The organism is Fictibacillus solisalsi (assembly GCF_900103485.1).
GTDB lineage: Bacteria > Bacillota > Bacilli > Bacillales > Fictibacillaceae > Fictibacillus_C > Fictibacillus_C solisalsi.
In genome coordinates this window covers 3345441-3369226 of record NZ_FNHW01000001.1, presented here as the reverse complement: position 1 = coordinate 3369226, position 23786 = coordinate 3345441, and the positions used below count along the sequence as shown (strand labels likewise).

At 46.5% G+C, this 23786-nt stretch carries 15 protein-coding genes; 10 read left to right on the top strand and 5 right to left on the bottom strand.

Translation table 11 applies throughout. From position 1 onward, the window contains the following. Positions 1-281 precede the first annotated feature (281 nt). Together fdhF and BLT53_RS16885 are read left to right on the top strand one after the other, a co-directional pair. A complete protein-coding gene (gene fdhF / locus BLT53_RS16890; RefSeq protein WP_090236453.1) occupies positions 282-3227 on the top strand; it encodes a formate dehydrogenase subunit alpha in 2946 nt (981 codons plus the stop codon). After that, complete coding sequence (locus tag BLT53_RS16885) at positions 3220-3708, top strand: helical membrane plugin domain-containing protein (protein ID WP_090236452.1); 489 nt, start codon at positions 3220-3222, stop codon at positions 3706-3708. The genes fdhF and BLT53_RS16885 overlap by 8 nt, the downstream gene beginning before the upstream one ends. Positions 3709-3798: 90 nt before the next feature. Here the strand turns inward: BLT53_RS16885 and BLT53_RS16880 are convergent, their stop codons facing one another. Then, on the bottom strand, positions 3799-4470 hold the full coding sequence (locus BLT53_RS16880) for a YetF domain-containing protein (protein WP_090236450.1): 672 nt from the start codon (positions 4468-4470) through the stop codon (positions 3799-3801). 296 nt (positions 4471-4766) lie between these two features. Between BLT53_RS16880 and BLT53_RS16875 the strand changes: the two genes are divergently transcribed. Next, complete coding sequence (locus BLT53_RS16875; RefSeq protein WP_090236449.1) at positions 4767-6065, top strand: S8 family peptidase; 1299 nt, start codon at positions 4767-4769, stop codon at positions 6063-6065. 43 nt (positions 6066-6108) lie between these two features. Here BLT53_RS16875 and BLT53_RS16870 read toward each other — a convergent pair whose 3' ends face one another. Continuing rightward, complete coding sequence (locus tag BLT53_RS16870) at positions 6109-6858, bottom strand: sulfite exporter TauE/SafE family protein (RefSeq protein WP_090236448.1); 750 nt, start codon at positions 6856-6858, stop codon at positions 6109-6111. 335 nt (positions 6859-7193) lie between these two features. Here BLT53_RS16870 and BLT53_RS16865 point away from each other — a divergent pair, with 335 nt between their 5' ends. Next, on the top strand, positions 7194-9872 hold the full coding sequence (locus tag BLT53_RS16865; protein ID WP_090236446.1) for a S8 family peptidase: 2679 nt from the start codon (positions 7194-7196) through the stop codon (positions 9870-9872). 175 nt (positions 9873-10047) lie between these two features. Here the strand turns inward: BLT53_RS16865 and BLT53_RS16860 are convergent, their stop codons facing one another. The 3 genes from BLT53_RS16860 to BLT53_RS16850 are packed head-to-tail and all read right to left on the bottom strand — an operon-like array spanning position 10048 to position 16490. Then, positions 10048-11940, bottom strand: coding sequence for a glycoside hydrolase family 84 protein (locus BLT53_RS16860; protein WP_090236445.1), 1893 nt, complete (start codon positions 11938-11940; stop codon positions 10048-10050). 31 nt (positions 11941-11971) lie between these two features. Continuing rightward, positions 11972-14479 carry a hypothetical protein gene (locus BLT53_RS16855; RefSeq protein WP_139168420.1) on the bottom strand — a complete coding sequence of 836 codons (2508 nt, stop codon included), beginning with the start codon at positions 14477-14479 and terminating at the stop codon, positions 11972-11974. Positions 14480-14507: 28 nt separating this feature from the next. Next, positions 14508-16490 (bottom strand): NHL repeat-containing protein, encoded by a 1983-nt coding sequence (locus tag BLT53_RS16850; protein WP_090236442.1) that lies wholly within the window; start codon positions 16488-16490, stop codon positions 14508-14510. Between the two features lie 391 nt (positions 16491-16881). On the opposite strand from BLT53_RS16850, the gene BLT53_RS16845 reads away from it, so the two are divergent. The 6 genes from BLT53_RS16845 to BLT53_RS16820 all read left to right on the top strand — a co-directional run bounded on the left by BLT53_RS16845 (position 16882) and on the right by BLT53_RS16820 (position 23784). After that, complete coding sequence (locus BLT53_RS16845; protein WP_090236441.1) at positions 16882-18147, top strand: sugar ABC transporter substrate-binding protein; 1266 nt, start codon at positions 16882-16884, stop codon at positions 18145-18147. A gap of 134 nt (positions 18148-18281) precedes the next feature. After that, entirely contained in the window at positions 18282-19160 is an 879-nt protein-coding gene (locus tag BLT53_RS16840) for a carbohydrate ABC transporter permease (RefSeq protein WP_244520493.1), read from the top strand. A 13-nt stretch (positions 19161-19173) separates the two neighbouring features. Then, complete coding sequence (locus BLT53_RS16835; RefSeq protein ID WP_090236438.1) at positions 19174-19986, top strand: carbohydrate ABC transporter permease; 813 nt, start codon at positions 19174-19176, stop codon at positions 19984-19986. A gap of 27 nt (positions 19987-20013) precedes the next feature. Next, positions 20014-21435, top strand: coding sequence for an extracellular solute-binding protein (locus BLT53_RS16830; RefSeq protein ID WP_090236436.1), 1422 nt, complete (start codon positions 20014-20016; stop codon positions 21433-21435). Continuing rightward, positions 21432-22433 (top strand): zinc-dependent alcohol dehydrogenase, encoded by a 1002-nt coding sequence (locus BLT53_RS16825; RefSeq protein ID WP_090236434.1) that lies wholly within the window; start codon positions 21432-21434, stop codon positions 22431-22433. The genes BLT53_RS16830 and BLT53_RS16825 overlap by 4 nt, the downstream gene beginning before the upstream one ends. A 19-nt stretch (positions 22434-22452) precedes the next feature. Then, positions 22453-23784 (top strand): GGDEF domain-containing protein, encoded by a 1332-nt coding sequence (locus BLT53_RS16820; protein WP_090236432.1) that lies wholly within the window; start codon positions 22453-22455, stop codon positions 23782-23784. Positions 23785-23786: the final 2 nt, after the last annotated feature.

Genomic DNA, 23786 nt, shown 5'->3' with positions numbered 1-23786 from the left:
AGAAAATAAAAGATACGTATAAGCAACCAAAGAGGGAAGAGTGAGGTGAATCCATGGTTGAAAAACCAGGAGTAATGCTGTTGCAGCGGCTTCTGTTCCCCTACAGAACGGCGAGCAAGCCCTGTTTTTTGTTCGTGGCCGGTTTGCCTGCCACTCTTTTTTTCTCTGTATAAAACTTTACAATGTAAGGAATTAACTTCGTGTACGGTACCCCAGTCCTTTTAAAAAAATGGATAGTAAAACTTTTTATTTCGCATTAAACCAGGTGGAGGAGGAGACAGATGGAAAACAAACTTTCAGTTGTCATAAACGGGGATCAATTCGAGGCAGAACAGGGACAAAGTGTTCTGCAGGTATTGCTGGACAAAGATGTCTATCTTCCTCATGTTTGCTACCAGGAGAGTCTTGGACCGATTGAAACATGTGATACGTGTGCGGTTCTTGTGAACGGTGAAGTCGTTCGAGGGTGCGGCACGTTTATCAAGGAAGGAATGGAAATCCGGACGGATACGCCCCAAGTGAAGGATGCCCAGTTTAAGGCGATGGACAATATCCTTGAAAATCATGAATTGTATTGCACAGTATGTGACAACAACAATGGTGACTGCACCATTCACAATACCGTGAAGGACATGGGGCTGGAACATCAAATTAAAAATTTTAAAGTCAAAGGGTACGACCTCGATAAAGGGCAGTTTTACAGATACGACCCTGATCAGTGTATTTTGTGCGGACAATGTGTGGAAGTATGCCAGACGGTTGAAGTCAATGAAACGCTTTCCATTGATTGGGACCTGCAGCAGCCACGGGTGATCTGGGATGACAATGTTCCGATCGAGGAATCCTCCTGCGTAAGTTGCGGACAATGTGTAACCGTCTGCCCGTGCAATGCGTTGATGGAGAACAGCATGCAGGGCCAAGCCGGTTTCTTGACCGATATCCGCCCCGACTTTTTGCGTTCCATGATTGATGTGACAAAGGAAGCCGAAACAGGGTATGGACCTCTATTTGCCATTTCGGATTCTGAAGCGAAGATGAGAGAAGACCAAATCAAGAAAACAAAAACGGTTTGCACGTATTGCGGGGTCGGCTGCAGCTTTGAAGCCTGGACCAAAGGCCGTGAAATCCTTAAGATGGATCCGGTCCCGGAAGCGCCGGCCAACGGCATCATGTCCTGCATCAAGGGGAAATTCGCCTGGGGCCACATTAACAGCGAAGCCCGTTTGACCCGTCCGCTGATCCGTGAAGGGGAATATTTTAAAGAAGTGGAGTGGGACGAAGCCTTGGACTACATTACGGATAAGTTCAAGGAAATTAAGGAAAAACATGGCCCTGATGCTCTCGGTTTTATCGCCTCGTCCAAAGCGACCAATGAAGAATCCTATCTTATTCAGAAAATCGCCCGCCAGGTCATCGGAACAAACAATGTTGATAATTGCTCACGTTACTGCCAGTCCCCGGCCACGAAAGGCCTTAACCGGACAGTCGGGTACGGAGGAGATGCCGGTTCCATGGATGATCTGGAAGCAGCAGAGCTCGTGATTATTGTTGGCTCCAATACCGCAGAGGCTCATCCAGTGCTTGCCTCCAAAATCAAACGTTCTCACAAAATGTTTGGGCAAAAGTTGATTGTTGCTGATCTCCGGAAGCATGAAATGGCAGAACGAGCGGATCTTTACGTCCATCCGGAGCCCGGAACAGACCTGGTGTGGATTTCAGCCGTTGCCAAATACATCATTGACATGGGATGGCATGATGAAGCATTTATAGCAGAAAAAGTGAATCATTTTGATGAGTATGTTGAAAGCCTCAAGCCTTTTACATTAGGAACAGCTGAAGAGATTACGGGAATTTCAAAGGAAACACTGATTCAGGTGGCAGAAGCCATTCGGGATTCAGACAAAACATGCATTTGCTGGGCGATGGGGATCACGCAGCACCAGATCGGCGCGGACACGTCCACTGCCATCTCCAATCTGTTGCTTGTTACCGGCAATTACGGCCGTACCGGAACCGGTGCATACCCGCTGCGCGGCCATAATAACGTGCAGGGGGCCAGTGACTTCGGAAGCATGCCGAACACGTTGCCCGGATATCAGAAAATCAGCGATCGTGACGCGGTATCGAAATTCGAACAGGCATGGCAAGTCCAGCTGTCCACGAATGAAGGAATGGATAACCATGAGATGGTACAGGGAATCTATGACGGCAAGCTGAAATCTCTCTATGTTACCGGTGAAGACATGGGTGTGGTGGACTCCAATATTAATTATGTGACCAAGGCGTTTGAAAAACTGGATTTCTTTGTGGTGCAGGATCTCTTTTTAACCAACACAGCGGAATATGCCGATGTTGTGCTGCCAGCTTCTCCAAGTCTTGAAAAAGAAGGAACCTTCACGAATACCGAGCGAAGAATCCAGCGGTTATATCCGGCCATGGAACCACTTGGTGAATCCAAGCCGGACTGGGAAATCTATTGTGAGATTGCCAAACGGCTTGGGTTTGATTGGAACTATTCTTCTCCTGCCGATATCATGGCGGAAGCGGCAGATCTGGTACCGATCTTTGCCGGTGTCAGCTATGAGCGGCTCGAGAACTTTGAGAGCCTGCAGTGGCCGGTAAATAAAGAGGGAAATGATACACCTCTTTTATTCACGGACGGTTTCCCGTTCCCTGACGGCAGAGCGAAGCTGCATCCGGTTAACTTTGCCCGCCACTATCATATTGATGAGGAACACCATCTCCATATTAACAATGGCCGTATCCTGGAGCATTTCCATGAAGGCAATATGACGTACCATACAAAAGGAATCCGTGCAAAAGTGCCAAATTCATGGATTGCGGTGTCAGAGGAGGCGGCAGAAAAGTATGGAATGGAAGAAGGCTCAAAGATAAAAATTTCCAATGAAAATGGTGAAGCGGTTACCCAAGTGCATATTTCAAAGGAAGTGTTCGGGCAGGAGGCGTACCTTCCGCTCAATGACAACGGCAAAAGCGCCATCAATTATTTAACGGGCAATGTTACGGACAAAGATACCAATACCCCTGCTTACAAAGAAGTGCCAGCCAAAATAGAAGTGTTGGACAAAAAAGGAGATTCACCGCTCCCGCTGTACAACTACAGAAGAGGAAAACGCAATCCGCAGTATGGCGTGGATGTACAGAAGAAGTGGGATCGGGAGGATTACATTTTTCCTGGTAATGAGGAGGTAAAACAAGATGGCTGAGCGGATCAAAGATATAAAGCGCATGGAGATACCCGAGGAAAAGGTGAAACAGGACAACCTGGGTGAATTGCTTGATGTGTTGTCTGAAAATAAAGAGGCGATGCTTGAGACCGTCCGTTTTTTCAGTCTCCTGCATGAGAGCGGCAACCTTGCCATGATGAATGCGATGGTTGCCAAACAGGAGCATATTATGGGGAATCTCGCCTTTGAAGCCAACAATAAGCCGAATTCAACCATTCTCCACAACTTTACCCGGTTAATCGAATTTCTGGGTATGCTGAACCTTGAAGGCATTGACGAACTGACCACCCGGTACACGCGTAAGCAAAAGGAAGAAGGAACAGAGGTGCCGAGTGCAGAGGATGTTGGATTCATTAAACTGATCAAAACGCTAAAAGATCCGGAAGTCAGCCGCGGAGTGTATATCATGCTGCAGCTTCTCCGTGGGATTGGGCATGGCCCTTCCGATGAAAAAAAATAAAGGAAAAGAAGCGGCTCATTTATGGAGCCGCTTTTCCAATCAATCACTTTATGAAGGAGGGCGCCAAGAATTCGATGTAACGATAGCGGGTTAGCGGTCATCCCGTTTGTCGACATACAGCTTTCCGTCCTTTTGCACTTCTGCATAAAATACGTCACGGATCGATGTAATGCTTTGTTGCTGCAATTGCTGACGAAGCCATGCTTCATCAAGCTGAAGTTTATCCAAATTCGCTGTGTTGATGTTACCATCGGAAATCACTTCAGTCGGTAGCGGGAAAATCGCCGGTCCAGGGGGAGGGGGTTGTTGTCCGTTTTCTTTTTTCATAACAGAAAGCTTTCCATCCGTTTCAAAGATTGCGTAATCGACATCGGATAAGGAGAAGATTTCTTTTTCCCGCAACTGTGCCATGAGCGAGTTGATATCCAGGCGTACCCGTTTTAATGTTTTCTCCATAATTAATCCGTCACGGATGATAATGACGGGTTCCCCGGTCATTAGATTTCTCGCGGTTTTGGATTTGAGATCCAGGTAGCCGGCTGCAATGGTAATGGCTCCCCAGCAGGCAACTACAAGTAACCCGTTGCGAATGCTCATGGAGGGATCAGTAATCATTGTACCGCCCAATGTACCGAAAACGATCGCGGATATAAAGTTAAAAAACGTCATCTGGCTGACTTCTTTCCTGCCCATCAGCCTCGCTAGCAGCAATAAAAAAATATAAGAAATCACCACACGGGTAATTAATTCAAATGCACTCATGAACATCTCTCCTTTTTATCATTTTTGACAAGTGGGAGAGAAATATAACATCAGGATGGCTCTCCAAGGAGGCCTGCTTTTGGCTCTCCAAGGAGGCCTGCTTTTGGCTCTCCAAGGAGGCCAGTTTTTTGGCTCTCCAAGGAGGCCAGTTTTTTGGCTCTCTCCAAGGAGGGCCGTTTTTTTATGGGCAAATCTATCATTTTTGTTGAATCTAGCAAATACACGGGACAAACACCAACGCACGCTCCCGCTATTTTCATAGAATAGAACAACTCTAATAAAAAGGGGGAATTTCGGTGTTTGGATTTTCAATGATAAAAGTAGTGCGCCAGCATGCAGATAAGCTGGACCTTCATATGCGCTCGAAACTTGTGAATTTGTACCGGCCGATGCGCAAGGTACCTTGTTTTCTTCACAGCAGCATAGAAAAATGGCTGAAAAAGCGGAATAAAATGAAGGTGTTGATTGAATTTCATGAAGAGGAAGCATTTATGCTTGGAGCGACTCAGGTTCATGAGCTCATAGCATCACACCGCAAGTGCAAGGTTCATCACCAGTTTGGCAGTATCCCGTTTTGCTCTGCCACCTTAACCGCCAATGCGGTAGAAGATCTGTTAACCAATTGCACCCATATCAAAAAAATACATTACGACCGTGAAGTAAAAGCATTGCTGGATAAAGCGTCATCTTCGATTCATGCAGATGTACTGAATCAATCAGGGGTGACAGGAAAGGACATCACGATTGCTATCGTTGATACTGGAATTTATCCGCACTCAGACATAAAAGACCGTATTATCGGATTTCAGGATTTCGTCAACCAGAAGAGGGAAGCCTATGATGACAACGGACATGGCACCCACTGCGCAGGGGATGCAGCGGGTAACGGTGACTTGTCAGACGGCAAGTACAGAGGGCCTGCGCCTGAAGCAAATCTTGTAGGCGTAAAAGTGCTTAACAAAATGGGTTCAGGTTCATTATCGACCGTGATTGCTGGTGTGCAGTGGTGTATTGATAACAAGGAAGAATACAACATTAAAGTAATCTCCATGTCACTTGGCAGCAGCGCTAGCCAGCCTGCAGCAGATGATCCGGTTGTAAAAGCCGTGGAAAAAGCCTGGCAAGATGGAATTGTGGTTTGCGTGGCGGCCGGAAATGAAGGACCGGATGACAATACGGTTTCAAGTCCGGGAATCAGTTCGAAGGTCATAACAGTAGGAGCGATCGATGATCAAAATACGGTTGATCGCAGTGACGATAAGATTGCCAGCTTTTCCAGCCGCGGACCGACCATTGATGGTATTACCAAGCCTGACATTCTAACACCTGGTGTTAACATTGTATCCTTGCGTTCTCCCGGCTCGTATTTGGACAAGATATCCAAGGACAGCCGTGTAGCAAACGATTACTTTTCGCTTTCTGGAACGTCCATGGCCACTCCCATTTGTGCAGGCGTAGCCGCCCTCGTACTTGAGCAAAATCCGGATTTTACGCCGGACCAGGTAAAAGAAAAACTGATCAGCGCAGCAGAAGACTGGGGACTGCCAGCCAACTCACAAGGACACGGCTACCTCAATGTCAGCAAGTTGATATAAAAAGCCAAAAAAGAGGAGCTCCCACGAGTTCCTCTTTTTAGTGCTATTCAAATAAAATCAGCAATGCGGCAACAACAGGTGTTGCCACCATAGCTGTCTTCAGCAAAGGCCGTGGAGCGAATTTTGTCAGTTTTGCCCCAAGATACGCGCCGATCATCGTGCCGGCAAGCACCTGCAGAAGCAGCATATAGTCAAGATAGCCTTGCATCACATAGCCGAAGCCGCCTCCAACCGCAATAGGAAGAATAACCAGCATGGTCGTCCCGATCGATTGCCGGATGGAAAGGCCGAAAATGAGCAGCAGTCCAATCTGAATGAACGGTGCAGAGCCGATGCCGAACGCACCTGACAACAGTCCGGTGGTCATCCCAAGGATCAACGCCTTCATGAGGAGTGAGGGATAGCCCAGTTTCTCGTTGATGGTTTCTTCGATTCTCCCTTTTGTAATAAAGAAGCGGACGATGAGCAGTACAGCGGATAACAACAGCATTCCTGCGGTTAAATAGTGCAAATGCTCGCTGGGTATAAGAGAGGACAGCCTTGAGCCGAAGTACGCTGCAATCGCGCCAAACCCGCCGGTCCAAACACCGGCACGGAGGGCGATATTGCCTTCCTTCATATGACTGTACGTTCCTGACAGCGTCGTAAAGGCCATGGCGGCAAGGGAAGTTCCCAGTGCCGTATGAATAGGTATGTGAAAAAGGACAAGGATTGAAATGATAAAACCTGCTCCACCAACACCGATAAATCCACAGATCAGCCCGATGACAAGCATGGTTAAGGTAATAAGCACGTTAAAAGGATTCCTTTCTTTGGCGGAATATCCGTCATTCTTGATGTTCTTTCTTTATTATACTAAAGCAAAACGACCGAAGAAATCAATGGTTGGGTTTTATTGGATCCTTTCAACTGGAAACTTTTAAGGGGTCATCCTGCTGACTGGTTCTGGCAATCTTTTAGGCGGGAACTACCAGAAAAAAATGTATCGTATTTTTTGTTCGGGACCTTCGAATGCTTTTCTGGCGTTTTTTGAATAATTTACCTATTAAGCTAGGAAAATATGTTTTAATAGCGTTATGGCCAAATCCGGCCTGTTCCTTTTTACACCAAACAAGAGGAGGTAACGCAATGAACGCGAAAAAAACGGCACAATGGACAGCGCTGCTGCTCGTCTTTGCGCTGGTTGCAGGATTTTTTGCACCGGCATCCGGACAAGTGGCCAATGCCCAAGGTTCGACATCGCTTGAAAATGCAGCACCACTGACAAAAGGAAAAGACGTTGAAAATTCCTTTGATGCACCTGAACAAACACAATGGTACAAAATTACCCCGGAAAACGATGAGATCCAAAAGGACTCCCATATGGAAATCTCGCTTGCGAGTGGGGGCAGCCTCAACATTTCCGTGTATTCCAGCATTGAAAATGCGGCTAATGACCAAACATTTGATATGTATCGCGGGTTTACCACTCCGGATGAGCCGGTAACACTCGAAATGCCGCATGCCTGGAAGGGACCTTATTACATAAAGGTGGAATCCCTTGGTGAAGATCCCGAAACTGAGGAACCACCTGCTGCCGATGAGCAGGAAAAGGTCAATTACACGATTGGCTATAAAGGCGTAAAGCATCCGCCTGCCACTGAACAGGCAGGGGAAGAGTGCCCCGTTGAAATGAGTGCCGGCCAGAAAAAGTCTGGATCCGCGCTGCTGACCCAGCTCCGCCAGCTTCGTGATGGCTTATTGTCACAAACCGACGAAGGAAAGTCACTTTCTTCGTTATATTACAAAACCGCACCATTTCTTGTAGGAAAAATGATGCTTCACAAAGATCTTCGCGAAGATGTATACAACCACCTTGTTACGCTTAAGCCTTTATTCAATGAATTGGCCGAGAATGGAGCAGAAAGCACATACGTGTTATCCGGCAAGGACCAGACGGCCATTCAGTCGCTCTACAAAATCGCCCTGGACGCTTCACCGGAAAAGTATAAAAAAGATATCGAAAAGATTGGCAAGCAGGCAGGCATTAATACGCTTAAAGGCAAAAAGCTTTCCGACCTGCTGGAAAAAAATAACCTTGTTCCAGAGAGTACGAAAGATGTAACAAGCAAGCTTATTGTCAAAATGAAAGACGGATACACAAGCAAATCATTGAATCAAAAACTGCAAACGTACGGCATCGAGTCCATCTCCCGTTCAGCCTTTCAATCTGAAAAGAAAATGAATGGCAACATGTACGTGGTTAAAGTGGATGGAGCAAAAGCTTCCGGCACATACAGCGCAACCTCTACAAGCGCAAAAACCTCTGCAAAGGCTGCAGCTGCTGCCCTTTCCAAACAGCCTGGCGTCGAATTTGCCGAACCTGTGCAGCGTTACCACTCTCTGGCCAATGACGTAGAGTATCCATATCAATGGTCACTAAAGAACAAAGGTGAAGATGGAGGCATCAAGGGAGCCGACATTAACTATGAATCAATGTCCAAACTGGTGGACCCTAAAGCGAATGATACATTGATCGCGGTTGTAGATACCGGGGTGGATTACACACTCGCCGATTTGAGCAATAAAGTACGAAGCGATATTGGAAAGAATTTTGTTAATCCAGATGCAGCACCGCTGGATGATATGGGGCACGGAACACACGTCTCCGGCATTATCGCGGCACAGGCAGATAACGGATATTCAATGACCGGCATTGACCAAAAAGCGAAAATCCTTCCGGTAAAAGTGCTGGATGCTTCTGGTTCCGGTGATACCGAGCAAATCGCCATGGGCATCATGTATGCCGCGGATAAAGGCGCGAAGGTCATTAACCTCAGTCTTGGGGGAGGCTACAGCCGGGTCCTTGAATATGCGATGAAGTATGCTTCCGACAAAGGAGCGACCATCGTGGTGGCAACCGGTAATGATGGAACATCGGCAGTGAGCTACCCGGGCTCTTCAAAATATGCGATTGGTGTAGGTGCAACCAATAAATTGGACGTTGTGGCCGACTATTCGAACTACGGATCCGGGCTGGACCTTGTTGCACCGGGCTCTAATATACCGAGTCTTGTACCAAACGGAAATGTAACGCTCATGTCCGGTACATCCATGGCCACACCGCATGTTGCTGCGGCGGCAGGATTGCTGCTTTCTGAGAATCCTCGTCTCAAAGCGAAGGATGTTGAACGGATTTTAACACAGACCTCCGATGACATTGCATTTGGTGAAGTGGATAATCCAGGAGATGAATACGAAGAACCAACCAAACCGGTTCCGGGCTATGACACAGCTTCCGGACATGGCAGACTCAATGCTTTTAAAGCGCTTAGCGCCGTAGAACTAAACGCAAAAGTGGACCCGGTTCTTGATAATATGAACAAGGTATCCGGAGTCGCAAGCATCGGTTCAAAAGTAACCGTGAAAAACGGCAGCAAGACACTAGGCAAGGCAACCGTTTCAAAAACAGGAACATTCGCCGTCAACGTGCCGGTTCAAAAAGCCAACCAGGTGCTTCATGTAGAAATTGCCAAAGGTGCTGCAAATACCGCCTTGAAGGCAGTGGTCAAAAAAGCACCGGCACCTGAAATGCCGAAAGTAAGCAAAGTGACAGCGAAGTCTGTCGCTGTCAAAGGAAATTCAGTTGCAGACGGAACCATCAAAGTAAAAGATAATAAGAAAAAAGTAATTTCTACCGCCAAAGTCAGCTCAAAAGGCACGTTCTCCGCAAAAATCAAGAAACAAAAGAAAGGCACCGTTCTTTACGTCACCGTAACCGACCTTGCCAAGCGTGAAAGCAAAGCCACCAAAGTGACAGTGAAGTAACTAGAAAAAACCCCCTGTAGCACACGGTGCGTACAGGGGGTTTTTCCATTTGATTAAGTCGAATAACGTCGACTCCTTATGGACTTAAACGGTTTGAAAATAAGCGGCTGATTTTGAAAATAAAACCGCCTTTTTTGAAAATAAGGTTGAGGGTCATTGACCTTAACTCCCTCGATTAGTAAATGGTAGGTGCCGGAGAGTCCGCTTTTGTGCCTTCAGTCAATGCATCACGGCCAAGAACCCTGTTTATGAACGAATTTAGTACGCTTAAACTCAGTTTTTGCGGAATGGAAGCCAGTTGTTCGACCAGACGTTCAAGAATGACTCTCTGATTATCCGCCTGGGAAGCATCACCCTCTATCTCCATCTGAACCAGCTGCACCGCAGCTTCTCCCCCGGCACCATACAAGGACAATTTGAGTAAATAGGGCTCTGCTTCTCTAAGGAAATTCGGATTATCCAGCTGCTGGAGCTGATCTGGTACATTTTTCAGTTCAACGAATTGGTGAAGAAGCTCTTTTGCCTCCGCTGCTACAGCTCCTTTTTCCTTCTGTTCCCAAAAAGTTTCCACGAGTGGCTCCAGCCGTAGAGATAGCGGCTCTTTATGGTTATTTAATAGACTGCCATAACAGCTTTCAACAAACAGTCTCAGGGCTTTCATTTCTCTGCCGCCAGAAAACTCTAAAAGACTTTTTTGCAGCGACGCTTCGGGCTCATAACCCGAGGGATTCCACATGTACTCTGCCATGGTATACAGCGGGATTTTTGAAGCCTCTGCTTCATTCATGGGATTGGCTGTCATCCCGATGATTTCATCTTCCTTATACAATTCCACGTCTCTGCCGTAAAGCGGCGCAAGGAAAAGCCGGTTGCGGTCAAAATCATTTACGGGGTAATTGTCCCATATTAAAAGCGGATGCTGGAAGATACCATGAATAAATTGGGCATCCGTGACGCGGATGGATGGAGCGACTACACCTATGCCGGTCCATTGTACGATAATATCCGGCTGCAGGAGCGCCGCAAATCGTTCCCGGTAAGGAGAAGTACCTTCTTCATAATATTCGGTCGGTACGGTGATTAACGGCTTTGCCCCAGGATGTGTTTTTATAAATTCATCATTAAAACGGTTGAGAAGGAAAGCCTGGGCTGCGGCAGAAGGATTATGATCTTCTCCGAATTTTTCTTTGTCCATTGGAAAGTGGAGTGCGGGATCAATATCATCCAGATAAAGAGCAAATGACCTCACGCCAATATCCCAGACTGCCTGCGCTTTATTCATGAGAGCCTGAAATTCCGTATCATCTGAAAAGGTGATGCTGTTGCCTGGTGAGATGGCAAATGTAAAAGTTATATGGTTCCTTTTTGCTGCATCAACCAGCTGCTTGATTTCCTCCATTTTGTCCTGTGGATAGGAGGTTCGCCATTTTTCACGGTGGTAGGGGTCATCTTTTGGTGCATACACATAGGCATTCAGCTTGTGCTTGCTGTAAAAGGAAAGCTGGTTCAGACGTTCTTCATGAGACCAGGGCGGGCCGTAAAATCCCTCGATCACACCCCGGACAGGCATGGACGGCCAATCATACACAACTGCCGAAGGGATCCATCCGAGAGGGTCTTTCTTAATAATGAGCTGGCTGAAGGTTTGAGCGGCATAAAAGGTACCGTTCTCATCCCTTCCGGCCAAAACAATCATATGGGTGCCGGAGGCCGTTGAGCCGGCTGCCAGCACATATCCTTCAGCATTCAAACCTTCAGGAGGTGCAGCTCCAAGAAGATCTATCGCATCAGAAACGGCCTGGTTTGACGGAAATTCCCCCATATAAATCATGACTGGCATGGCTGTGGCAGCTAAGCCTTCTTCCGGGGGCGTGCTTCTGATTTCCACTTCCTTTACCCCTGCATGATAGAGTGCAGTTTCGACGTGCAGCAATGCCGCAGGGGGAGTGTCCACACCGGTTACAAGCCATACGACAGGTGAAAGGGCAAAGCCGTCTTCGTGAATTTTTACGACTTGTGGGACAGGGGATAAAAGGCTGCTTTCGTTTTCCGGTATCTGACGGATCATAGTTAACCCACTCCTTTTGCTATTATGGGCATTATTCTTCCAGCGTTAATTTAGAAAGCTTGATGTCGTCATAATAAGATGTAGTCATCGCATAAGCGGTTGTATACGCCAGCACCTTGGCGGTGGCTGCTTTTTCTGGAGCTTTTGCGGTCACCGTTACTTTTTGCCATTGGTTGTAGCCGGATTCAGTATGAACAGGTGTGGAGGATACTTCTTTTCCATCTTTGTCATAGTACCGCAGCATAAAGCTTGAAAGGCCTTCTCTTAAATAAAGCTGAGTCTGTGCTTTGAGGACCTGGCCAGGCTCGACCTTTACCGGATGGCTCATCAGCGCTACGGACTTTTTGCGGGAAGCATCAACAAGCTTTAAGCTGTTTCTTCCCTTTTTATGCTTTTCATTGGTTAAATTGAACTGAACTTCGCTGTCAGTGGCAAACATGGAAGCCCATCCTGGCACACGGTCATCCACCATGGGGATTTCAAATCCGTTGTTTGTCAGATGAACAGATTTTACTTTTGCAATATGATCCACCTCAATTTTATACAGTAAGGTGCGGTTGGAAGCCAAGGAGTAATAAATATCTCCATCATCACCGATGGAAAATGAATAAGCGTTTGTGATCTTTTGGCTGTCTAAGGTGTCAGGATCGATGGCAGTCAAATTGCCGCCCGTGAAATTGGCAAACAGCAGGCCGCCGGACCATTTTAAATCGATGGATCCCCATGCATCCTCAGGGAGTACGCCATCAGGATAAACCTTCTTGCTTTTAACAACGTTAAGTGTTTCTGGGTCCAGGGCGAAGATGGCATTTTTTACAGCACCCCATAACAGTCCGTCTGGTCCAATGGAAAGCTCTCCGATCAGATGGGGTTTTTCAATTCCTTCGATGTTCAATGATATTTCTTTGATTTTCTTTTCATTTTTTACGTCCCATACAAAGACCTTTGCTTCTTCAGCTGTAGGATCAGCTCCAAGACCCCCTGTAATCGAGGTCGAGCCGTAGACTAGCCCATCTTTATAGGCGAGGCCAACAACGCTTTGGTCCTGAACAACATTCCGGAACACCTTATATTTCACGCCTTCCGCCTCAGGGTCATAAACGGTCAGTGCACCGCCAAGTTCCCCGTAAAACGGTATACTGCCGATAAAGGCTTTCCCTCCGCCTGTGGAGATCGTTTTAATCCGGTTCTGCGACTCTCCGAGCACAAACAGTTTTTCAGGATTGTCGTTGGAGGGCGGGAGAGCCGGGTCATAGGCGCGGATATCACCTGACGGATAAACACCCATGAGCATTTTATTCCCAAGCGGTGCCATGCTGTCTCCCTGTCCAAGATTAAAAGGAGTGATCTCTCCAGTCACCGGGTTGTACTGTGCGCCTTTTGATGTCTGCATGCCGCTGATATAGAAATTGCCGTCTGGTCCTTTTTCGATCGCCTGCATGACTGTCGGAGTCGACTGAACTAGAGAAGGAAGACGTGTCACCTTTTTGGTCTCGAGATTAATAATGGTGACATACCCGCTGAAGTTGATGGTCACCAGGCTTTTCCCTGGGAGCTCAGGCGTATTGAATTCCACCCAATCCACTCCTCGGAACCCACTTTCGTACTCGATGCCTGTGTCTTCAATTTTTAAGGTGCCGAGATCAACTGTCCTCAATTTATTGTCCGTAGTCATAAAGTAGACTTTATTGTTGAGCGATTCTTCTTCTACATGCAAGCCGCGAACATTCGGAATGGTGACATCGAGCCATTTCTTTTCCTGTGTGTCATAAATAAAACCGTTGCTGGAAAGCTCATAGCGGGCGAACAGGTAGCGGTCATCCACTTTTTCCAGGTCATAGATATGCCCGGGTTCCCCGATGGACTTGGAGATGTCCTCCTTTTCGCCAGTTTTCATGTTGTAGCGGACGATTTGCCCATGCCCGGTTCCGGAATAAATGTTATCGCCGATCACTGCAAGTGAACGGATATATTCCTGGGATACAGCTCCAATCATCCTTCCGTAATCCGTTACCTTTTTGGTTTCCGGATCATATTTAAACACTTTACCGCTTGGGTAGGTTCCAACAAATACTTTTCCTTCTTCATTGGAAGTAATGGAGAAAGCAAACGATTCGCCGGGAAACTTGTAAACCAATTCTGCCTTTTTGGTGACAGGAGAGTATCTCCATAATTTCGCTCCGCCGCCCTCGGTGGCAACGTAGAGGTCACCGTTCGGGACGACTTCGTGAGCCCATGAGTTTTCTGAATCCTCAAGGTCGATGACCCGCTTTAGCTTGTAGTCTTCAATATCAAGCACGTTTAATTTGGCGGGAAAGCCTTTGGTTGTCGTATACATGACACGATGCCCGTCTTCTGTTCCGACAGCGCCGTTAAAAATGGAAATGGCCTGGTTCAGAGGGGCAGTCAGTTTCTGAGGTTCGCCAAAATAGGTCCTCGCTAATTTACTCGAACCTTTGGCGGAGGCCTGTTGGCTGAATCCAAGACCTAAACCAAACAGAATCGCAAGACATAAACAGAGTGAAATCCACCTTTTCAACAAAAATCTCCTCCTTTTTTACATCCTCTTACCGGCTGTACCGGTATAAATCCGTTCCTCTTGAAAAATAAAAGTTCCCACTCCGATCCTTCGCATAAAGGGAAGCATCCTCATTAAGAATTTCTGTTTCCCATGTCTCGGGATTGAACTTGAACAGTTTGCCAAGCGTCGTTCCGTAAAAGTTTCCATCTGCATCATAATCGAGGAATACACCTCTCCAATAATGGCCGATGCTGCTCCAGCTGAACGGAAAGAGTTCCTTGGACCCGATCACCTGCCTGGTGGCAGGATCAAATTTGAAAATTTTGCCGGGGCTCATGCCCCACAGGTAACCGTTCTTGTCGAATGAGAGGGCACCAATGGCTTTTTCACCAGGAAGCGGTGAGATTTCAAACAGTTTTTTATTGGCAGCAGGATCATAGGCAAGCAGTTTGCCTTCCGATTCTGTAGGTGTTGAACCAAGTCCGCCAAATACACTCGTTCCTCCATAAACAATACCGCCGTTATAAGAGAGGGAAATAATGCTTTGATTGCTGACAATGTTGGGGTGAACATCATAGCTTTCAGTTTCCTCATTAAGAACCGTCAGTGCCCCTCCAAGTTTTCCGTAGTCAGGAACTGTGCCGATAAATAGGTTTCCGTCTCCCTTTGCCCAGCCAAATGGCCGGTCTTGGCTCTCACTTTTTAGCGAGAACAGTGCCCGTGGGTTAGTGGCCTTCGGAACATTTACAGGATCATGGTCATACGGTTTTTCAGGATCATACTTATAAATCACTCCGCCGGTATACACGCCCAAATAAAGAAACCTGTCCGTTGACAGCATGTTTTCCGCCTGCCCGAAGCCTCTGAATCTCGTAAACTCGTGGTCTTCGGGAGAATACTTGGAAAATCCTCCGGTCGGGTAACCGCTCGTGTATATGTTTCCGTCAGGCCCTCTGCCAATCGACTGAATTTCAACCGGCTGTCCTTCAATGTCAGCTTCAATGCTCTTTGATTGTCCTGTCTTTGGATTGTATATCCAGAAGCTGCCGTTATACCGCATACTGACCAGGCTTTTTCCTTTAAGTCCTGCCCCGGGCAGCTTCATCCACCCGAATCCTTTATTGCTCCAGCTCTCTTTGTATCCGGTCGGCGTGAGCTCCTTGTCACTTAATCTGTACGAATAGAGTTCATCTCCAATATTGAAATAGACAAGGCCTTTAGCGTCTGGAGGGGACACACGAGAGCCTTTCACATTTTCAATTTCATCCACCCATTTCTTCTTCTTTAAATCGTAGACAAGCATTGTGTTGGACGGGGTAAGCCGGGCAAAAAGGAAACCGCGATAGGCGTCAAGATCATATAGATCCTGCTCGCTGGCAAATTTTTCGGGAAGCGGTATGTTGTTCTTCTTTCCGGTTTCCGGCATGATTTCGATCAACTGCGCTTTTTTTACACCTGTCCCGGCATATACATGTCTTTGGGCTACAGCGACACTTCGTGTGTAGCCCTGGTCTTGGGCCACTTGCCCGAAGTCTGTAAATGACTTCTTTTCTGGGTCATACATGAACACTTTTCCGTTTGGATAGGTGCCGCCGAAAATGCGTCCCAAATGGTCACTCTGCAGCCTCCAAAGCGCTGTTTCACTCTCAACGGGTTTTCCAAGGTTGGTTACGGTATCTGTTTTGGGGTCGTACCGGTATAAAAAAGAACCTCCCGCAATGTAGACAAGTCCATTTGGATCAACAACCATTCCCCAGGCTGAAGCTGCACCATTCAATGGATGACTGGCTATTTTTTTACCATCGACAGGATTAATAATGTTCAGCATCGTCGGGGTCCCGCTGGCCGCTGCATAGATGACCTGGTTTCCATCTGGTCCTTTTCCATAAGCGCTTGAATGAATGCCGATGTTAAAGTGAGCCGTTCCAAGTCTTTCTGTGTGACCGGCAGCATGTGCTTGCATTGAAAATGGAAAAAGGCACGCGGCAAGCAAACAGCAGAGCAGCAGGTTCATATACCACTTTTTCACATGCAAAAACCTCCTCTTAAGGATTAAACACAGCAGTATTTATTTGGGTCATATCTGGTTCGTTATTAATGATACAAAAATACCCCTCCTTCTCCAATAATATTTTAGAAAATTCAGTTAAATAGAAACTTACTCCATTCATATACCAATAGGTACAGTGCCGAAGAATTCAGGCAGTGCAGGTGATAAATGCCTTTTCACTCGGGAAACTCGGGGCTGTCTTTAATGTGACGATAAATAATAGGAGAGATTTCGTGAGGAATGGAGATGCCAATTATTGGGCAATGTCCTTAAAGTGTCCAAAAATACAGAATATATTGACACTTAAAAAGACCTCACTTATTCTGAATTTGAGTACCAGTTATGAACCAGAAAAAGGGAGGAAGTTGAGATGTTCTGGAAAAAAAGCGGGGTCATTGTTCTTTTATGTGCGTTGCTATTACTTTTTACTGCCTGTTCCAAGGACGAGGCCGCATCGGGAGGAAGCACGGACAAGAAACAATCAGCAACATTAACGGTATGGATTCATCCGTACGTGAGTGATGAACTGAAGAGCAAGCAAAACGAAGTATTCAAAGAGATGGGTGAACGGTTCAAGAAAGAGTATCCGAATGTAAAAGTAAAGTTTGAAGAAATTCCATGGGCGAACCGGGAGCAAAAAATCCTGACCGCACTCGCTGCGAAACAGGGTCCTGATGTCTTTTACCTCATTCCGGACATGATGGCACAGTTTGCAGACAAAGGCGTGCTCGCCCCAATCGATGATCTGCTTGGCGACTATGGCAAGGACGATTTTGACAAAACGTCATTGGAAGCGGTTACGTACAAAGATAAAATGTATGGTCTTCCTTTATTAAAAGAGGTGCAAACCTACTTCTACAATACAAAGATCCTGAAGGAGCTTGGCGGGGATCCAAACCATTTGCCGCAAACATGGGATGAATTCAATGCTTTGGCTGAAAAGGCTGTGAAGAAAGGATATTATGCACGAAACTACGAAGGCGGAAATACGCCAAATGCCACGCTTTATCCTTATGTCTGGCAGGCTGGCGGTCAGGTCATTACCGATGATGGAAAAATCGCCATCAACAAATCGGATGCCGTCAAGGGATTTGAACTGGTCAATAACTGGTATAAAAACAAGATGATCCCGAAAGATTCCATTAATACCATCGACCACCTTCCACTGTTTTTGGAAGGAAAGTCTCTGGCATACTGGGGAACCGGAGCTTCTCTTGCCACGATGAAAGAAAAAGGATTTAAAGACTATGCGATTGGTTCACCGCTTAAGAATAAAGAGATAGCAACCTTTGGAACAACCGGAATGTTCGTTGTTTCCGGCAACTCTGAAAATAAAAAACTGGCTGCACAGCTCGTCAAATCGATGACAAGCACGGAAAGCCTGAAAGCATTCAACAAGCTGACCAAATATGTACCACCAAGAAAATCAGCAGCATCCATTTACAATGAAGACAAGGACATGAAAATATTAACGGAATATGCAAAGTACGCGAAGCCCGGCGTAATTCACCCTGTTTCCCGTTCGGTCATGCCGCAAATACAGGCTAAGCTTCAGGAAATGATGCAAGGGAAGAAGACACCGCAACAGGCGGCAGATAGCGCTGCCAAGGCGATACAGGAAGAGATGAATAAATAGTGCAGGGAAGGGGAGGCATCTCTCCCCTCCTTGCTTTTTCTAAATCGGGAGGTGAGTTTATGGGAAATTCCAACTTGTCAGTAAGCGGTACTGCTCCTCATCCAGCAGCCCGGCCGGCAACGCGTGCTTTTAAAATGAAAAAGCATTGGAACAAATACGCGATGATTTATATCTTTTTAGTTCCCATCCTTGTTCATTTTAGTATCTTCCATCTGTTTCCGATCCTTTTCAGTTTGTACATCACGTTTACGGACTGGCCGATCATCGGTGATCCGAAATTTATCGGTTTGAAGAACTGGATCAACTTTTTCTCTGATCAGCTGGCGTGGAAAGCCATCTGGAACACGATTCTCTTTTCACTTTATTATATTGTCCCGACTATGGCGCTTGGATTGTGTTTGGCATTGTTGATCAATACCGGGAAAAGGGGAACCGGATTTTTTAAGGGAATCTACTTTTTGCCTGTGGTGACATCCTTTGTGGTGATCTCCGGTATTTGGGCGTGGCTGTTCAAAGGAACCGATAGCGGGTTTATCAATTCATTCCTTGGCTTATTCGGTATCGAGCCCCAGTTGTTTTTGTCCGATTCGCTACAGGCGATGATGGTGCTTGCCGGTTTGAGTGTGTTTAAAGTGTGTGGCAGCACAATGATTTATTATTACGCGGGACTGCAGTCGGTCCCTGATGAATTTTATGAGGCAGCAAGGATTGATGGTGCTTCCAGATGGCATTTGTTCTGGAAAATCACGTTTCCGCTATTGATGCCTATCCATTTCTATGTCGCGATCATTACGACAATTGGTTCATTCCAAATCTTTGATTCTGCTTTTCTATTAACAAGCGGCGGGCCGAACTTCTCAACTACTACCATTGTGTATTATCTCTATCAGGAAGGATTCACTTCTTTGCGTCTGGGATATGCCAGTGTTCTGGCCTATATCCTGTTCTTTATCGTATTTGGCATCTCTTTGATCCAAAAGAAAGCATTAGGAAAAGAAGTGAACTACAAATAAAAGGAGGTGCACCATGAATAAAGTTTCCCGGTGGACATATGTTCCTCTTGCCTTGCTGGGGCTATTGTTTATTATCCCCTTTCTGATTATGCTGGGCGGTTCCTTTATTCCCATGAAAGTTCCCAGCGGCAACCCTTTTTTATGGATAACAGAGGAACACGTTTCCCTCTCCAATTTTATGTACATTCTGGTCAATGCGAAGTTTACAAAATGGATCCTCAATTCCTTGATCATTACAATTATTCCGGTATTTTCTCAGATGTTTTTTGCCGCTGTGCTTGGGTATATCTTTGCGAAAAAGCAGTTTCCGGGCAAGGAAATTATCTTTTGGGTCATGATGGCAGTCATCATGCTTCCAAGCCAGCTGCTGATCATTCCAAGGTACATTATGTTCAGCGAATTTGGCTGGATCAACACATACTGGCCTCTGATTGTTCCGGAAATTTGGAGCATACTTGGCGTTTTCTTTGTGCGGCAGTATATGCAAACGTTGCCCAAAGACCTTGAGGAAGCGGCGCACATGGATGGCGCAAACGATTTTACCGTCTTCTTTAAAATTATGCTTCCCATGTCAAAGCCGGTTATCGCAACGGTTGGGACCTTTGCTTTTATCTCCAACTGGAATGACCTTTTGACCCCGCTAATTTTTACAACAAGTGAAGATATGTTTCCGGTAACCGTAGGATTGGCTTCTCTTTTGACAAAGGAAGGAAACTTCGGGGTGGAGATGGCAGGCTCTGTGCTGTCCTTTATTCCAACCTTCTTAATCTTTCTTTTCTTCCAGCGCTATTTTGTTAAAGGAATTGCGTTGTCCGGACTAAAGTAAAACTTTTCAGAGGATGGTAGACGTATTATGAGCGAAAAAACAAACCGAGAGCAATTCAAAATAAAATTTGACCAATTTGTTGATTCCATTAAACAGCAAATCAAGGATGGGGTATGGGCAGTGGGTGATTACTTGCCGTCAGAGCTTACACTTGCCGAGCGATATGACCTGAGTAAAAATTCGGTCAGAAGAGGACTCGATCAGCTGGTGAGGGAAGGACTGATCGTTAAAAAATCAAGGGTCGGGAATATGGTAGCCGCTGCCATGCCATTTGAGCCACTGACGTTAAAGTTTGGCTATTATCCCAGCATTCAAAACGAAGCTGTGCTGAAGGAGCTGATTGCGAGGTTTGAAGAAAAATATCCATTGATCAAGGTGCAAACCATCAATCTTCCATATAATCACTACAGCCAGACGGTCTATGATTTTTTTCAAAATGACATGGTGGACGTGGTTACGGTTAACTACAATGATTTTTTGGATTTAGAACCCTGCCACAACGAAGTGCTCGAGCCCCTGGCAGAAAATGATGAAGTATACCCCTTTCTGAATAAAGGGTTTGCTGCACAAAATACTTATGTAAGACCCTTCCTGTTTTCACCGATCATTCTTTGCTACAATGTCAAACACTTTGAAGAGGCGGGAATTGCCCTGCCGGATAGCGGGTGGCAGTGGGAAGATGCCCTGGATGCGGCGGAGAGGCTCACTGGGGGAGATGAAGAAGCGATACGCTGCGGGTTCTATTTCCATCCTCTATCCCTGAATAGATGGCCCATTTTCCTCCTTCAGAATCAGGTGGTCTTTTCATGGGGCGAACGCGGGGAAACACATTTTGATCATGTGCGTTTTATCAGGAGCATCAAGCAGTTTAAACATGTGGTGGAGCAGCAAAAAGCGGGGGTGAACTATCTGTCGGACAGCGACCAGGACACGGAAGCACTGTTTAAGGCGGGAAAGGCGTCCATGATCATGTGCTCTTATTTCAGTTTGAATCAGATGATCGATTCAGCCATTGAATATGATATTGCTCCGCTTCCGTATTCTGGAGATGCACGGACGATGCTCCTTATGATCGGGCTTGCAGTGAATAAGCAATCCATGAAGAAGGATGCCGCTAAGCTGCTGGTCGACTTTCTGGGGTCAGAGGAAAGCCAGGAAAGAATCCGCAGGAATACGTTAAGCCTTCCTGCTGCCAAAAAAACAGCCGAAAAGACGGGCGGCGAAACCGTCAGTCTTCCATCCCGCTTTAAAATGTTCCGTGAAATTGTGCCGAGTTTCCGTTTGTACAGTGACCTGGGATTGTCCTTTAAAGAACTGAAGGAAATTCGTGATGAGCTTCGCCTTTATTTGTCTGGTCTGCTGGATGAATCACTGCTCATAAAGAGAATAGAAACGAAGCTGTCGCGAGCTGTTCCATTAATGGCTGGTGAAAGGGGGAAAGAGCAATGAAAAGTGTAGCGGCAAAGGAAGGAAAAATAACAATGATCGAGAGCGAAATCCCTAAGGTTCAAGAGCATTATCTGCTGGTGAAAACCTCACATTCCGTCATCAGTACAGGAACTGAGCTGTCAGTGATCCGTTCCAGCCAAAACCGCACCGCTTATCTCGGGTACAGTGCTGCCGGAACGATTGTGGAATGCGGCGGTGATACGAAGCCATTTACAAAAGGCCAACTGGTCGCGTGCTATGGTGTTCCTTACGTCAGACACTCTGAATATTTGCTTGTTCCCAAAACGCTTTGCAGCCCAGTCCCTGACAATGTACAGGCGAAGGAGGCAGCGTTTGCGGGAGTAGGTGCTATAGCCATTCACGCTCTCCGAATGGCCAATTTGCAATTTGGTGAATCTGTTGTCATCGCAGGGCTTGGTGTGCTTGGTCAGATTATCGCACAGATTTCGCATGCAAGCGCCTATGATGTCATTCCATATGAGGTGAATGAGAGCCGGGCCCAATTGTTCCAATCGTTCACAGGTGTTGAAGTAGCCACATCAAATGAACACCTGAACAGACGCATTGAAGAAAAGACGAACGGCCTTGGCGCTGATGCTGTCCTGCTGTGTGCGGGGGGAGGCCACTCACCGCTTACGAATGAAAGTCTGGAATGGGTGAGAGACAAGGGGAAAATTGTAATTGTCGGTGATGTTGAGCCCCATTTCAAACGAAGTCTCATGTTTGGCAAGGAAGCACAGATATTAATTTCACGGGCCGGTGGTCCTGGAAGATATGACCCGGTATATGAGAAAGCGGCAGTCGATTATCCGTATGCGTATGTCCGGTGGACAGAGGGCCGTAATATGGGAGAGTTCCTGAGGCTGCTCAGCGAAAAACGTATTCAGGTGAATGCCTATTTTCAGGAATCGGTCCTGTTCGACAATATTTCAGAAGCGTACTCGGAATTGCAGCAGGAAAACACAAGTGTACTTACGAAGGTGATTGAATATAACTGAAAACGGAGGTGAAAAAGCAATGTCAGGGCAAATCTTTATCGGGGTGATTGCACCGAGTGTTATTGCCCGGAGGATTCAAAAAGTGATCAAGGGGTTTCCGACCTTCACGCTCGTATTGCAAGTCTCCGAGGATATGTCGGATGTCGTCACTCTCACCAAGGAGTTAGCAGATAAAGTGGACGTTCTGCTATTTTCAAGCTATGAGGTTTATAAGCTGGTGAAGAACCATATCGATTTTGAGGTGCCCGCCCATTATATCCCTTTAAAAGCTTCAGGGCTATACAGCGCACTCTACCGGCTGATGAGAAAACATACTGAGGTGAAAGGAATCTCTGTAGACACATTATCCGTCCGTGATGTGAGCCATGTCCTTTCGGAAGTTGAAGAAGAGATCGCAGTCATTCCTGTCCAAGAGGAAAGGGTGTTCCAGACCACCTCCCAAATTCTCAAACGGCATCAGCAGTATTTTATTGAGGGGAAATCACAAGGAGCGCTGACGGGAAGTAAAGAAATCGCTGAAGATCTTGAAAGGCTGGGTGTTCCCAATCAATGGATTACGCCGACTGAGCAGGACATAATCAACGCCATGGAACGCGCATTGCTGTCATGCAAAAAGAGGCAGAATAAAGACTCGCAAATCGTAATGGGCCGGATCAGAATCGTCCCCTGCTTCGAGGAGAAATGTGAGCTGGACGGCCACCGCATCCAAAAGAAAAAATCCTTTATCCGTCAATTGATCCGCGACTATTCAGCGGCACTTGAAGCTCATCTCATGAGTGTAGGAGAGGATGAGTTTTTACTGGTCACCACCAGAGGCATTTTCGAACGCGTATCCGAAGGCTATAAAAGTATTCCGCTTCTTCAATCTTTAAAAGACGATATGGAGCTTTCTCTTTCGGTGGGCGTTGGATTTGGATTATCAGCCAAGGATGCAGGGAATCATGCCTGGATTGCGCTGCGCCAGTCCATGCAATTTGGCAGTAACCAGTGCTTCATTGTCCGCGAAGATAAAAGTGTGGTCGGGCCGGTGGAGATGTCCAATCCTTTAATCTACAGCTTATCGGTGACTGATTCTATACTCCTTCTGAAGGCTGAAAAAACAGGCATGACCGCCGCCTATCTTGGTAAAATGCTTGCCCAGATTAAACGCAGTGAGCGGATTACCTACACCGCACAAGAAATTGCGGATATTCTTGGGGTTACCATAAGAAGCGCACACCGCATTCTTTTACAATGTCTGGATGCGGGGCTGATTCAAATCGTAGGGGAAGAAAAACTGGCATCCAAAGGGCGGCCAAGACAAATCTACTCCTTTCATTTTATCGAGGATTATTTGTCGGGAAAAGGGTAAGG